This window comes from Vibrio sp. T9, assembly GCF_003123985.1.
Classification (GTDB): domain Bacteria; phylum Pseudomonadota; class Gammaproteobacteria; order Enterobacterales; family Vibrionaceae; genus Vibrio; species Vibrio diabolicus.
Map to the genome: position 1 here is coordinate 372,185 of NZ_NIGY01000003.1, position 14,063 is coordinate 386,247.

Below are 14,063 nucleotides of genomic sequence, written 5' to 3' on the forward strand. Positions count from 1 at the left end.
TATGTTAAGTCGTTTCTTTATTCAGAGACCTAAATTCGCGCTGGTTATTTCGATCATATTAACGCTAGCAGGCGCGATCTCACTGGCGATTTTGCCAGTGGCGGAGTACCCACAGATAAGTCCGCCATCAGTAAGCGTTTCGGCATACTACACCGGTGCGAGTGCGGAAGTTGTCGAGCAGGCCATTGCGGACCCCATAGAGACGTCGGTCAATGGCGTTGAGGACATGATCTACATGTCTTCAAAGAGCGCGAACGATGGCTCATACAGCCTAAACGTCACGTTCGATGTCGGGACCGATCCAGACATGGCGCAAGTAAACGTGCAAAACCGCGTGTCACAGATCGAGTCAAAACTGCCTCAAGAAGTGCGCATGGTTGGTGTGACGGTGAAAAAACGCTCACCTGACTTGCTGATGGTCCTTAACTTCTATTCGCCTGATGGCAAATACGACGATCAGTTCTTGATTAACTACATTAACTTGAATGTAAAAGATCAGCTGGCTCGTGCGAAAGGCATTAGTGAAGTTAACGTGATTGGTGGTGGTGAATACGCAATGCGTGTTTGGTTAGATCCGGAAAAAATGGCCAACCTTAAGCTAACCACGTCAGACGTATACGCCGCTTTGGCTGAACAAAACGTTCAAGTTGCGGCAGGGCGTGTTGGTGCAGCACCATACAACAATCCTCAAGAAGTTCAGTTTAACCTTGTGACCAAAGGTCGCTTGGAAAGCGTGAGCGAGTTTGAGAACGTTGTCCTTCGAGCTAATCCAAATGGTTCCACGGTTTATCTGAAAGATGTCGCTCGTGTCGAACTAGGTAAAAAGTTCTACGATGGTAACGGTAAATTCCGTGGTCAGGACGCGTCAATTGTTGCATTGTCTCTTCAATCGGATGCGAACGCGTTAGAAAGTGGTCAGGCCGTCATGGAGCTGCTTGAGGACTTGAGTAAAAACTTCCCTGAGGGCATGGCGTATGAGACCAGCTACGATACAACCGTGTTCGTATCTGAATCGATCAAAGGGGTAGTGAAAACGCTGATTGAAGCGATTCTATTGGTGATTGCTGTAACTTACTTGTTCTTGGGTAGTGCGCGCGCAACATTGATTCCTGTTGTCGCGATCCCCGTTTCTTTGATTGGTACGTTTGCCATCATGCAGGCGACGGGCTTCACCATCAATACGGTCACTTTGTTTGGCTTGATCCTCGCGATTGGTATCGTGGTGGACGATGCGATTCTGGTTATCGAAAACGTCGATACCACCATGGCGAAAGACCCAACCATTTCACCGCGTAAAGCGACATTGCTAGCGATGAAAGAAGTAACGGGCCCAATCATCACGTCGACCTTGGTTTTACTTGCGGTATTCATACCCGTCGCGATGCTGCCGGGTATCACCGGTATCATGTATCGCCAGTTCGCTTTGACCATCTGTATTTCGGTTGTGATCTCATCCATCAACGCATTGACGCTGTCTCCAGCACTTTGTTCTTTGGTATTGAAGCAGGGTGGGGGCAACACCGCTAACTGGTTCCAGGCTTTCAACCGAGGCTTAGAGCGTATCACAACGCGTTATGGTCAGGTCGCTGGTTTCTTGGTGAAGAAATCTTTGCTGCTCGTGACGTTCTTTATAGTCGCTATCGCGGCGGTCACTTTCTTTGCGAAAACCACCTCAACAGCGTTTGTTCCTCAAGAAGATAAAGGCATTTTGCTGGTTAACGTTCAGCTACCAGATTCAGCTTCTTTATCTCGTACTGAAGAAGTCACCAATGATTTAATGAACATGATTGGTGAAGAGCCTGGTGTGGATGGCGTGACGGTTGCGAACGGTTACTCGTTTATGACAGGCGCAGCAGCATCAAACGGTGCATCTGTGTTTATCAAACTGCATGACTGGGATACTCGTAACTCGTTGCAAGGGGAGCACTCTGCCAATGCCATCGCGGCGCGTATTAACGGTCGTGCTGCAACAGAGTTGCCTCAAGCGGTTGTGTTTGCGATGGGACCTCCGGCGGTTCCTGGTATGGGCGCTGCGTCTGGTTTTGAGTTTGTGCTTGAAGATACGCTAGGGCGAAGCCGTACCGATTTGTCGATGGTCATGGGAGAAATGATCCAAGCGGCTAACCAAGCCCCTGAAATTGCCTACACGTTTAGCACGTTCCGCGCGAATGTTCCGCACTACTACGTTGATATCGACCGTGAGAAAGCACAGCAGTTGGGTATTTCGCTATCGTCTATTTTCCAAACCTTGCAAGGCAACTTAGGTTCGCTTTATGTGAATGACTTCACCATGTTTGGTAAGAACTTCCGCGTAACCATGCAAGCTGATAGCCAGCACCGTAGCAGCATGGAAGATCTAGAGCGTTTCCATGTTCGTTCTTCGAACGGTGATATGGTTCCGCTAAGTACGCTAGTGAGCTACGAGCAAGTGTTCGAGCCTGATGTGGCATGGCGTTACAACATGTACCGCAGTGCTATCATTCAAGGCCAACCAGCTCCGGGCTACTCTAGTGGTGATGCGATTGCCGCAATGGAACGCGTTGCTGCAGAGGTCCTTCCGCAGGGCTACACGTACGAATGGACAGGTATGGCTTATCAGGAAGTACTTGCGGGTAACCAAGCCATTTATGCGTTTGCACTGGCTTTGATCTTCATTTACTTATTCATGGTGGCACAATATGAGAGCTGGAGTATTCCATTAGCCATCATTTTGGTGGTGCCAGTAGCAACGTTAGGCTCCTTCTTGGCGTTGAATCTGACTGGGACACCACTTAACTTGTATGCGCAAATTGGCCTTGTCTTGCTCATAGCCTTGGCGGCGAAAAACGCAATTTTGATTGTGGAGTTCGCCAAGCAAGAACGTGAAGAAAAAGATGCTGATATCGATAGTGCAGCGGTTAAAGGAGGCACGTTACGTTTCCGCGCTGTGAATATGACATCTTGGTCGTTTATCCTGGGTATCTTCCCGCTGATCTTCGCCGCAGGTGCAGGGCACGTGAGCCAAAACTCGCTCGGCGTGTCGCTGATTGGTGGTCTATTGTGTGTGCTTCTAGCAGGTACATTCTTGATCCCAGGCTTCTACGCTCTGGTGCAAAGACAGCGTGAGAAAGTTCATGGCGGCAACACCAAGCTGGTTCCTCTTGATGATGAGTAATCACACCCGCTGCGCACATTAGAGCACGAAGTTAAAGTCGAAAAAAAGCCCGAAGCAATGATTGCCTCGGGCTTTTTATTTGTAGGGAAGGTTATTTTAGCGCGGTTTTAAATTGTGCAACGGCTTCGTCCATATCATGAGCTTGAGCAGAAACAGAGTTCACTTCGTGCAAGCATTCCTGAGCGGATTGCATGTTGTTTTCAGATATCGCGTTAAGCTCGGTGATTGAGCCACTAACTTGATTCATCACGATACCTTGCTCTTCAATCGCAGAAGCAATGCGCTCCGAATTGCCTTGAATTGCATGCATGTCAGTGATGATCTGCTGCAGGCTAGAATCCAGTTTTTCAGAGGCATTAAGCGTTTGTTGTCCTTGATCGTTACATTGATCAATATCCGCCACGACCGTCGACATTTGAGCTTGAATATCAACAACAACTCGCGTGATTTCCTCGGTAGATTGATGAGTTCGGCTAGCTAGGGCACGTACTTCATCGGCAACAACGGCGAAGCCACGACCTTGTTCGCCCGCTCGCGCGGCTTCAATTGCTGCATTGAGAGCCAGTAAGTTAGTTTGTTCCGCAATTTCTTGGATGATGTTCACCGCACCACCAATTTTATCTACATGTTGGTTCAACGAGCCAATCGACTGCTGACTGTTCGATAAAATACTGGTCAATTGACCAATGTTGGTTACAGTAGTTTCAACAACACTGCGGCCTTGTTCGGCATTATTCGCGGCTTGATGCACACCCTCTACCGCAACCGACGTGCTTTCCGATATTTCGCCTATCGTTGCCACCATTTGCTGAACCGCAGTAGCCATCGATGCAGTGTGGTCCGTTTGAGTATGGAACTGCTCCATAACCCCTTCTAGCTCACGATGCATATTATCGGTACTGGCCGTTAACTGCGCCGATTTTTCTTGGGTGCCACTAATTAACTGCTCAAGCTTATCCAACAGATCATTGAGGTGGTGGCTGATATCAAATAGCTCATCTTTGCCTTTCAAGTCAGAGCGCAGTCCCATGTTGTTTGTTTCGCTAATGCTTCGAATGGTGCCAAGCAAGCTGTTTACTCGTGTATTGATTGAGCGAGAGATCTGCCAAATCAATGCGAAAATAACACCTAAGATCAGGGCTGTAATGACTTGCTTGATGGTCGACATTTGTTCATCACGCTTTGCAGCAGCAGAGCTAAGGGCTGTCGAAAAGGTTTCAAATTGCTCTTCTACGGCATGAGATAATGCGCGAGTTTCACCAAGTAGGCCTTGGTCGTAAGCGACTCCTACAACTTGTTTTTGTGCCGCTACTAGCTTACCTGTTTTGATGAGCTCCGGAGCATATAGCCCAACAAGCAAATCACTATTGAATTGACCTGATTTGACCGCAGAGTCAAAACGAACCAACGCCAGCAATTGCTGGTGGTCGGAGCGTTGCTTGGCTTCTAACAGTGCTTGCTCGTAACCAGCAAGAAGGCCACTCTTTGCATCAAGTCCGTAGCGTTGGTAAGCACTGACCAGGTTCTGAAAGCCCTTTTGGTATGCAAGGAGGTCTTGTTTGAATCGTTGACTGGAAGGTAATTCATTGCTCGTGAGTATGCTCGCAAGCTCTTTTTCTGTATTTAGAAACTTATCAACATTCGCATCAAATTTGTTTAAGTATTTGTCATTACTACGCAGTAAGAAATCTTTCTCGTTTCTGCGTAAGTTGAGTAAACGTATTTCTAGATCGCCAACGAGTTTGATGGCGTGGTTAAGTTCATTGCTCTTATTGGCGAAATGGGATGACGTACCCAAAAGGGCCACGATGCCTAAAATGGCGATAACTCCGAGGAAGTAGAGTTTTTGCCTAATAGTCATATTGTTGTTTCCTGAATAAGTAACTAAAAAGAGAAATCCAATGAGATTTCCCAAGGGCTAGCAAACGTTGTTCAACTAACATGTCGAGAAAACGACATGCATTAACACAGCACTTTCTTACGTTGCTGCTTTTTCGCTCCATGCTTGTTCTTGGTATCAAGTCTTCGGCGTTGAGAAGCGCGGGTTGGTTTCGTTTTAATACGCTTCTTCTCCTGTAAGGCGGCAGCTTTAATTAAAGCTTGAAGCCGATTCAGGGCGTCTTCCTTATTTTGTTCTTGCGTGCGAAATTGTTGCGCTTTGATGATGATCACGCCATCTTTAGTTATACGACTGTCAGAAAGAGCAAGTAATCGTTCTTTGTAGAAGTCAGGTAAGCTGGAATGTCGGATATCAAAGCGTAAATGTATAGCGGACGCTACCTTGTTAACGTTCTGGCCACCATTTCCTTGAGCTCTAATTGGGGATAATTGAATTTCCCACTCTTGAATTGTGACGGAGTTCGAAATTTTGAGCATGATAAGTAAATGCCGGTAAGGACGATTGAAAGAGCTGATAAATTAACATCACAGATGTACAAATAGAAGAAAAGACATGAGCACGATTGATTTTAGGCCCTATGAGGGATTCATATTTGATATGGATGGTACTTTAATAGATACCATGCCAGCCCATTTGGCTGCTTGGCAAGCAACCGCAGATCGCTTTGATTTTCCGTTTTGTCAGGAGTGGTTTCACAGTTTAGGGGGCATGCCGAGCTTTAAAATTGTTGAGGAGCTAAACCGTGTGCATGAGCTTTCATTAGATCCTAAAACCGTCGCTACATTTAAAATGGAAACGTTCGCTGCTATGGAGCTGCACGGGGACGTTATTCCGTGCACTAATATCGTGTTAGAAGAATATTTAGGCCACAAGAAAATAGCGGTCGGGACTGGCAGTCAACGAGAAAGTGCCATGCGCTTATTGAGCCACTCCGGTTTATTGGACAAGTTGGATGTTGTGGTAACTGCAAGTGATGTAGAGAACCATAAGCCTTTTCCGGATACCTTTTTGGTGGCGGCCGAGCATCTCGGGTTGGAAGCGTCACAATGTCTTGTATTCGAGGATACCGAGCTAGGTAAACGAGCTGCGCATGCAGCGGGTATGGATTGCGTTATGGTGCAAGATAACGAGTTAATCTTTTTTCCAAAACCATAGTAAAAAGAGCGATAAAGCGAGATCAAAATGGGGTGCAAACGCACCCCATTAACTTTTACAACATCATAGATAAAGTATCATAAATGTTTATTCAGGTTGAACTAGCTCTTGATATTCAAACGAAGGAACCACAACCTCTACGCGACGGTTTTTCTCACGACCTTCACGAGTGCTGTTGTCAGCAACTGGGTTTTCTTCACCCATGCCTTTCACAGTTAAACGATCTGAGTCAATGCCTGCAGCAGTTAGGTAATCCGCAACAGATTGAGCACGACGCTCAGACAGTTTTTGGTTGTAAGTCGCAGGACCAGAGCTATCCGTGTAGCCAGTGATCTCTACTTGAGCTTGAGGGTATTCGTTCAAGAATGATACGAAGTTGTCTAGACGCTCCGAAACAGACTCTGTTAGCTTAGCACTGTCGAATTCAAACGTACCTGTACCGTACTCTTCTTTGTGCACTTTGCTCATCATCACTGGTTCTGGATCTGGCTCAACCACTTCTTCTGTTACAACTGCCGCAACCACTGGCGCAGCCGCAAATTTGTAGTTAAAGCCGATACCGAAGAAGTTAGCGTCCATGTCGTCCCATACGTCATCAGACAGGTCTTGATAGCGTTGATATTCTGCGCGTACGCTCCAGTTTCTGTCGATAGTGTATTCAGCACCTAGCGAGCCAGTTGGAACGAAATCTTTTTCGTCATCAGACATCATGTAAGCACCACCGATCTTAGCGAATAAGTTCCAAGATTCGTTTAAGTGCCAGTTGAATTTAGGTGCGAGAGTTAAAGCCGTTAAATTGCCGTCGATCGTATTAACTGTATTAGCCCCTGACTTAAAGTTAGCTTTGTAATCGCCTAAGAAGTCGACACCATACTCTAGCCCGATGATATCGGTGAAGTCATAACCGATATGTAGTCCAGCACCAAAAGCTTCATCATCACAAGGGCTATTTAGATAGCAAGCATCGTCAAGTGTAGTCATGCCTACTTTGCCCCCGATATACATTTCAGCTTGAGCAGAGTTTAAAAGCGCGCTACTACCAGCTACCACTGCTGCTACTGCAATTGCTACTTTGTTCATAATGTTTCCTTGTATTGATTGCATATTAACTTCTACTTCGTTTTATCAAAAAATTAGAAAAAACCAGCGTTTATAAGAAATTAGTTTAATATTCTAATCATTTCATATCAAGCAACAATATCTTTGAACTTGATCAACATTTACTAACCAATAACACCTCACAAACTTCTGATATTTCTTACATTGTAGTAAAGATTTTTGGGGTCATAAGAAAATTGATGATTATTTTGAACTTTTTTTCGTAAACTTTATTTTACATTGTGCGCGGTGGTTAACAGGTGGTTTTTATTTGCATTTATTTGCAAAAACTGATTGCAAGTCTACGCCTAAGCCGATAAGTTACTTAAACGCTAGACAGAAAATGACCAGAGCCCTTGATGCTGCTCGCTTTGTGAACAATGTTGCAATGAGTTCAGTTGGCAAAAAATTGGGTCGGAAATAAAAACCAGGAAGTAGAAGTAATGTTTCAAACTGATGATGTAAGAATAAATAGAGTAAAAGAGTTATTGCCACCTGTAGCAGTATTAGAGAAGTTCCCAGCGACTGAAACCGCTTCTTCGACCACTTTTGATTGCCGTAATGCCATTCACAATATTCTTGAAGGAAAAGATGACCGATTACTTGTAATTGTTGGCCCGTGTTCCATTCACGATCCTGCTGCTGCGGTTGAATATGGTAAAAAGCTAAAAGTATTACGTGATGAACTTGGGGAACAGCTAGAAGTTGTGATGCGAGTTTATTTTGAGAAACCGCGTACAACGGTAGGATGGAAAGGTCTGATCAACGACCCTTACCTAAATGATACCTACAAGCTGAATGATGGTCTGCGTATTGGACGTAAGCTTCTTCTTGATCTTACCGATATGGGCTTGCCGACCGCGAGTGAGTTCCTAGATATGATCACGCCTCAGTACGTGGCGGATCTGATCAGTTGGGGGGCTATCGGTGCTCGTACGACAGAATCTCAGGTTCACCGTGAGCTTGCTTCTGGCCTTTCTTGCCCTGTTGGGTTTAAAAATGGTACAGACGGGAACATTAAGATCGCGAGCGACGCGATTCGTTCTGCAAGTGCTTCTCACCACTTCCTATCAGTAACAAAATACGGTCATTCTGCGATCGTAGAAACCGCTGGCAATCCTGATTGCCATATCATTCTCCGTGGCGGTAAAGAGCCAAACTACAGTGCAGCGCATGTTGCTCAAATTAAAGACGAGTTAGACGGCGCAGGGCTACCGAAAAAAGTGATGATTGATTTTAGCCACGCTAACAGCTCGAAGCAGTTCAAACGTCAAATGTTGGTATCTGATGACGTATCAGAGCAAATCGCTGGTGGCGAAGAAGCAATTTTTGGTGTGATGATTGAGTCTCATTTAGTTGAAGGTCGCCAAGACTTAGTGGATGGCAAAGCGGCCACTTATGGTCAGTCGATTACCGATGCATGTATCGGTTGGGAAGATACGGAAACCGTACTTCGTCAGCTTTCTGATGCAGTAAAAGCGCGCCGTAACAAATAAGCTCAACAGAAAGAACTTTTTTAAAGAGCCAGAGGCATTGTGCCTCTGGCTCTTTTTATTGAGAATTACTCGCATCTCTTTCTATTGTTTCTGCTTTCCTATATGTTATCTGTATGCGCTGTAACCAAAAGGAATTTGGAATTGAATCGTAATGTATGGCTATTATCCCTTTGCCAAGCCCTATTAATGACAGGGAATATTTTACTCATATCTGTTATTGCCCTTATTGGCAAAACACTTGCGCCGTCATCAAGTTTTATTACGTTGCCCGTTGCGCTGCAATTTTTAGGACTGATGGCTGCGACGATCCCAGCATCACTGATTATGGGCAAGTTAGGACGTCGCCTTGGGTTTAGTCTCGGTAATGTTATTGGCATTTTGGGTGCCAGCCTAGCGACGTATGCGTTAAGTCAACAGAACTTCTATCTATTCTGTGTTTCTACCTTTTTGCTCGGTGTTGGTATTGGCTTCGGTACGCTATACAGATTTGCTGCTATTGAAGTGTGTGAAGAGTCGGCAAGACACAGGGCGATTTCGATATCTATGGCGGGAGGGGTACTAGCGGCGATACTTGGCCCTAATTTGGCGGTGTATTCACAGCAATGGTCAGATGATGGTTTGTACATTAGTGCTTTTGCCGTGCTTATTGGACTTTATATAACTGCGTTGATCGTGCTGCAAACGATTCGTTTTCCACCAGCACACACGCAAGTTCTACATACTAAAGCGGATAAAGTGGGGCATATTATCCGTCGACCTAATTTCATGCTAGCGGTTATCGCCGCAATGGTTGCGTATGCGGTGATGAACATTTTAATGACAGCAACGCCTCTGGCGATGATTGGTTGTGGCTTTGATTTTGACAAAGCGGCAGGAGTGATCGAATGGCATGTGCTGGGCATGTTTGCACCGGCGTTTGTCACGGGACGCTTGATAGAGCGGTTTGGCGCGAAGAATATGATTTTAGCCGGTGGATTGCTATTTGTTGCTTGTATTGGAATTAACATACACGGAGTGTCCATTTGGCACTTTAGTCTTGCTTTAGTTCTGTTAGGCGTTGGTTGGAACTTTATGTTTATCGCGGCAACTGGGTTATTTAGTCAAAGCTATGAAGCGAAAAACAGGAGCAAGGCTCAGGCATTTAATGAATTCTTCGTGTTCAGTTGTGTCACTATCACTGCATTACTATCTGGCTGGCTTGAATCCACCGTAGGTTGGCAAAACCTTAATTTGTACGTTCTTCCTTTTGTGTTACTCGTCATCGTGATGTTTGCTTTGAAAACGAACAAAGAAACGGAATCCCAAACTGCATGATTAAATCTTCTATACATGGCCCGGCATAACGTGTCGGGCTTTGTTTATTAGCTCAACTCCACAACTTCTTCTTTATGTTTTTATTGATAATGTGAATTCCCACACTAAAAATGTCGACTTGATAAGACTTTTTATCTAACTTTTTGTAATAAAAATAAAAATCCTGTATATATCTTGCCGAAAATCAATAAAAACTACAGAAGTTTCGTCTATGTCAGCCAATATTTCTCATAAAGCTCAAGAAACTCTCGTGAGGGAGTCTGAGGAACTCGTCTCAACAACGAACCTACAAGGTGTTATTACGTATTGTAACGAAGCCTTTTGCCGTGTTGCTGAGTACACTCACGAAGAACTCGTCGGTCAGAACCACAATATCGTTCGCCACAATGACATGCCTAAAGCCGCTTTCGGCGATATGTGGGCTCGTCTTAAGCAAGGCAAAGCCTGGCGCGGCATGGTTAAGAATGCCACTAAGTCGGGCGGTTACTATTGGGTTGATGCCTATGTCACCCCTATTTATGAAAATAACCACGTTGTTGGTTATCAATCTGTGCGCGTGAAGCCAAAGCGAGAGTGGGTTGATATAGCCACGAAAGCCTACAAGAGTATGCGCGCCGCCGAGAAATCAGGTCGTACTTGGTCGTTGAAACTCAATGAAACTATTCGCTATGCGATTCTACTTGGCGCATTGACCGCACCTGCAGCCGCATATGCATTGTCTATTGAAGGTCCATTAGCTTGGCTTGCAAGTGCACTACCTGCGAGTGTTCTAGCGTTGTTATTCCGCCAAGAATTAATTGATACGCCTCAACAACTGAAAAAGTTACAAAAGCAATACGACAGCGTGAGTCGCTTGATCTATTCCGGTAATACGGCATTTTCGATTGCCGATTTCCATATCAAAATGCTATCCGCAAGAATTCGAACCGTGTTAGGAAGAATGACAGACTCCGCATTGCCTTTGCAGCATTGTGCTGAAGAGTTGAGCCAAACCACAGCAGAAGTTTCGGCTGCATTAAATCAGCAAAACATCGATATTCATCGCGTACGTGATGCGACTCAAGAGGTGGAGTCTTCGGCGAATTCAGTCTCTTCTAGCACCAATGATGCCCATATGCTAATTGATGATACATTGAAGTCATGCTTGATGGCGAAGGAGACCATCGATCAAACGCACACCAATCTAGCGCAATTAAGCCTTCAAGCTGAAAAAGCGACGGAAACTACGTATCAACTGAGTGATCAGGCGCAGAAAGTGAATCATTTGATGGAAGAGATTGGCGGGATCGCAGAACAAACCAATTTACTGGCACTTAACGCGGCAATTGAAGCGGCGAGGGCGGGTGAGCAAGGTCGTGGTTTTGCTGTTGTTGCCGATGAGGTGCGCGCGCTCTCTGGTCGCACATCCAATGCAACTGAACAAATCCAAGCGTCTATCTCTGCTATGTTGGCGACGATACAAAGCTGGCAAAAAGACATTTTGGCAAACAAAGAGCAAACGGATACATGTTCTCAGGTTGCCGAACAAAGCGCGCTTCGTTTGTCTGAGGTTGAACAGATGATGCAAAGCATGAGTGGGTTGATGGTCGATGTGGCGGAAGCGGCGAATAACCAGCTGAAGCTATCCAGCGATGTAAATCAGCATATTCACTCTATTGCTTCTACGGCAGAGCAAAACTTGGCAGCAACGCACTCCGTAGAGCAAAACAGCCGTCAGTTGAAAGAGCAAGTACAAGATTTCTATCAGCTCGCGCTTCGATTTGAAGACAAATAGCCGTAACGAAAGTCGTTGTGTTCACTTTCTGGCTGTGTTTACACAAATAGGGGCCAGATAAAAGAAAGCCCCGCCATTGCTGGCGGGGCTTTTCAGTTTTCACATTCGCAATAGAGAAAACTGATTATCTTTTTACTGCAATTACGCTAGTAGTTCTTTTGCTGTATTTACTACGTTTTCAGTAGTGAAACCGAACATTTTGAACAGTTCACCAGCAGGTGCAGATTCACCGAATGAAGTCATACCGATGATGCGACCGTCGAAGCCTACGTACTTGTACCAGAAGTCAGCAATACCTGCTTCGATAGCGATACGAGCTGTTACGTCTGATGGTAGAACGGCTTCACGGTAAGCGGCGTCTTGTTTGTCGAATGCATCTGTTGATGGCATTGAAACAACGCGTACTTTCTTACCTTCAGCAGTTAGCTGTGCTGCTGCTTCTACTGCTAGCTCAACTTCTGAACCTGTTGCGATAAGGATTAGCTCTGGCTTGCCTTCGCAATCTTTCAGGATGTAACCACCTTTCGCGATGTCCGCAACTTGCTCAGCATCACGCTCTTGTTGCGCTAGGTTTTGACGAGAGAAGATAAGCGCAGTTGGTGCATCTTTACGTTCAATCGCTAGTTTCCAAGCCACTGCTGATTCAACTTGGTCACATGGACGCCATGTGCTCATGTTTGGCGTTAGACGTAGCGATGCCATTTGCTCAACTGGTTGGTGAGTTGGGCCATCTTCGCCAAGACCGATAGAATCGTGCGTGTACACTTGGATGTTCTGAATCTTCATCAGAGCCGCCATACGCATAGCGTTACGAGCGTACTCCATGAACATTAGGAATGTCGCGCCGTAAGGAACGAAACCACCGTGTAGCGCAATACCGTTCATGATCGCCGTCATACCGAATTCACGTACACCGTAGTGGATGTAGTTACCAGAGAAGTCACTTGCTTCTAGAGACTTAGAACCAGACCACATGGTTAGGTTAGAAGGCGCTAGATCAGCAGAGCCGCCCATGAACTCAGGTAGTAGAGCACCAAATGCCTCTAGAGCGTTTTGAGATGCTTTACGTGATGCAATGTTTGCTGGGTTTGCTTGAAGATCTGCAATGATTTGGCTTGCTTTCTCTTCCCACTGTGCAGGAAGCTCACCGTTTACGCGGCGTTTAAATTCAGCTGCCAGCTCAGGGTACGCTGCTTCATAAGCTGCAAATTTCTCGTTCCACGCTGCTTCCTTAGCTGCGCCTGTTTCTTTCGCTGACCATTCTGCGTAGACTTCTTGCGGAATTTCAAAAGGACCGTGCTCCCAACCTAGTTCTTTGCGTGTTGCTGCGATTTCTTCTGCACCTAGTGGTGCACCGTGACAATCGTGTGAACCAGACTTGTTTGGTGAACCAAAACCGATGATTGTCTTAGTACAGATAAGTGTAGGGCGAGGATCCGCTTTCGCCGCTTCGATTGCTGCGTTGATCGCTTCAGAATCGTGACCGTCTACTGCTGGGATTACATGCCAGCCGTACGCTTCAAAACGCTTAGGCGTGTCGTCAGAGAACCAACCTTCAACGTGACCGTCGATAGAGATGCCGTTGTCATCCCAGAATGCGATCAGTTTGCCTAGACCTAGTGTACCAGCTAGAGAGCATGCCTCGTGCGAGATACCTTCCATCAGACAGCCATCGCCCATGAACACGTAAGTGAAGTGGTCAACGATGTCGTGGCCTTCTTTGTTGAATTGCGCTGCTAGCGCTTTCTCAGCCATTGCCATACCAACAGCGTTGGTGATGCCTTGACCTAGAGGGCCCGTTGTTGTCTCGATACCAGGCGCGTAGCCGTACTCTGGGTGACCTGGAGTCTTAGAGTGAAGCTGACGGAAGTTTTTCAGATCATCGATAGATAGCTCGTAACCGCTCAAGTGCAGTAGAGAGTAAATTAGCATTGAGCCGTGGCCGTTAGACAGTACGAAACGGTCGCGGTCTGCCCACTCAGGGTTTGATGGGTTGTGGTTTAGGTGAGAGCGCCAAAGAACTTCAGCGATATCAGCCATGCCCATAGGTGCACCTGGGTGACCAGAGTTAGCTTGTTGAACACCATCCATGCTTAGCGCACGAATTGCATTTGCTAGATATTTACGATCCATAGTGATTACTTCTCGATAAGGGTTTGAATAGAGGGAACT

General features: G+C 45.9%; 9 protein-coding genes. 5 read left to right on the forward strand and 4 right to left on the reverse strand.

Features of this window, described 5'->3' with window-relative positions; translation table 11 throughout:
• Position 1 precedes the first annotated feature (1 nt).
• Positions 2-3,154, forward strand: coding sequence for a multidrug efflux RND transporter permease subunit VmeZ (gene vmeZ / locus CBX98_RS08590; RefSeq protein WP_046875892.1), 3,153 nt, complete (start codon positions 2-4; stop codon positions 3,152-3,154).
• A gap of 91 nt (positions 3,155-3,245) precedes the next feature.
• Here the strand turns inward: vmeZ and CBX98_RS08595 are convergent, their stop codons facing one another.
• Entirely contained in the window at positions 3,246-5,015 is a 1,770-nt protein-coding gene (locus CBX98_RS08595; RefSeq protein WP_109168975.1) for a methyl-accepting chemotaxis protein, read from the reverse strand.
• 101 nt (positions 5,016-5,116) lie between these two features.
• Positions 5,117-5,530, reverse strand: coding sequence for an alternative ribosome rescue aminoacyl-tRNA hydrolase ArfB (arfB, locus tag CBX98_RS08600; protein WP_109168976.1), 414 nt, complete (start codon positions 5,528-5,530; stop codon positions 5,117-5,119).
• A 76-nt stretch (positions 5,531-5,606) separates the two neighbouring features.
• Between arfB and CBX98_RS08605 the strand changes: the two genes are divergently transcribed.
• A complete protein-coding gene (locus CBX98_RS08605) occupies positions 5,607-6,209 on the forward strand; it encodes a beta-phosphoglucomutase family hydrolase (RefSeq protein ID WP_031780520.1) in 603 nt (200 codons plus the stop codon).
• 87 nt (positions 6,210-6,296) lie between these two features.
• On the opposite strand, the gene CBX98_RS08610 is transcribed toward CBX98_RS08605, so the two are convergent.
• A complete protein-coding gene (locus CBX98_RS08610; RefSeq protein ID WP_006741142.1) occupies positions 6,297-7,289 on the reverse strand; it encodes an OmpA family protein in 993 nt (330 codons plus the stop codon).
• Between the two features lie 461 nt (positions 7,290-7,750).
• On the opposite strand from CBX98_RS08610, the gene aroG reads away from it, so the two are divergent.
• From aroG to CBX98_RS08630, 3 genes are all read left to right on the forward strand, one after another.
• On the forward strand, positions 7,751-8,803 hold the full coding sequence (gene aroG / locus CBX98_RS08620; protein WP_005396134.1) for a 3-deoxy-7-phosphoheptulonate synthase AroG: 1,053 nt from the start codon (positions 7,751-7,753) through the stop codon (positions 8,801-8,803).
• A gap of 141 nt (positions 8,804-8,944) precedes the next feature.
• A complete protein-coding gene (locus CBX98_RS08625) occupies positions 8,945-10,117 on the forward strand; it encodes an MFS transporter (RefSeq protein WP_046875894.1) in 1,173 nt (390 codons plus the stop codon).
• 211 nt (positions 10,118-10,328) lie between these two features.
• Entirely contained in the window at positions 10,329-11,891 is a 1,563-nt protein-coding gene (locus CBX98_RS08630; RefSeq protein ID WP_109168978.1) for a PAS domain-containing methyl-accepting chemotaxis protein, read from the forward strand.
• A gap of 141 nt (positions 11,892-12,032) precedes the next feature.
• On the opposite strand, the gene tkt is transcribed toward CBX98_RS08630, so the two are convergent.
• The gene (gene tkt, locus CBX98_RS08635) at positions 12,033-14,024 is read right to left on the reverse strand and encodes a transketolase (RefSeq protein ID WP_109168979.1); all 1,992 of its coding nucleotides are present in this window, start codon (positions 14,022-14,024) and stop codon (positions 12,033-12,035) included.
• Positions 14,025-14,063: the final 39 nt, after the last annotated feature.

Coding starts and splice junctions, on each gene's coding strand:
- arfB (WP_109168976.1), bottom strand. CDS start 5,530: ATGCTCAAAATTTCGAACTCCGTCACAATTCAAGAGTGGGAAATTCAA.
- CBX98_RS08595 (WP_109168975.1), bottom strand. CDS start 5,015: ATGACTATTAGGCAAAAACTCTACTTCCTCGGAGTTATCGCCATTTTA.
- tkt (WP_109168979.1), bottom strand. CDS start 14,024: ATGGATCGTAAATATCTAGCAAATGCAATTCGTGCGCTAAGCATGGAT.
- CBX98_RS08630 (WP_109168978.1), top strand. CDS start 10,329: ATGTCAGCCAATATTTCTCATAAAGCTCAAGAAACTCTCGTGAGGGAG.
- vmeZ (WP_046875892.1), top strand. CDS start 2: ATGTTAAGTCGTTTCTTTATTCAGAGACCTAAATTCGCGCTGGTTATT.
- CBX98_RS08605 (WP_031780520.1), top strand. CDS start 5,607: ATGAGCACGATTGATTTTAGGCCCTATGAGGGATTCATATTTGATATG.
- CBX98_RS08610 (WP_006741142.1), bottom strand. CDS start 7,289: ATGAACAAAGTAGCAATTGCAGTAGCAGCAGTGGTAGCTGGTAGTAGC.
- aroG (WP_005396134.1), top strand. CDS start 7,751: ATGTTTCAAACTGATGATGTAAGAATAAATAGAGTAAAAGAGTTATTG.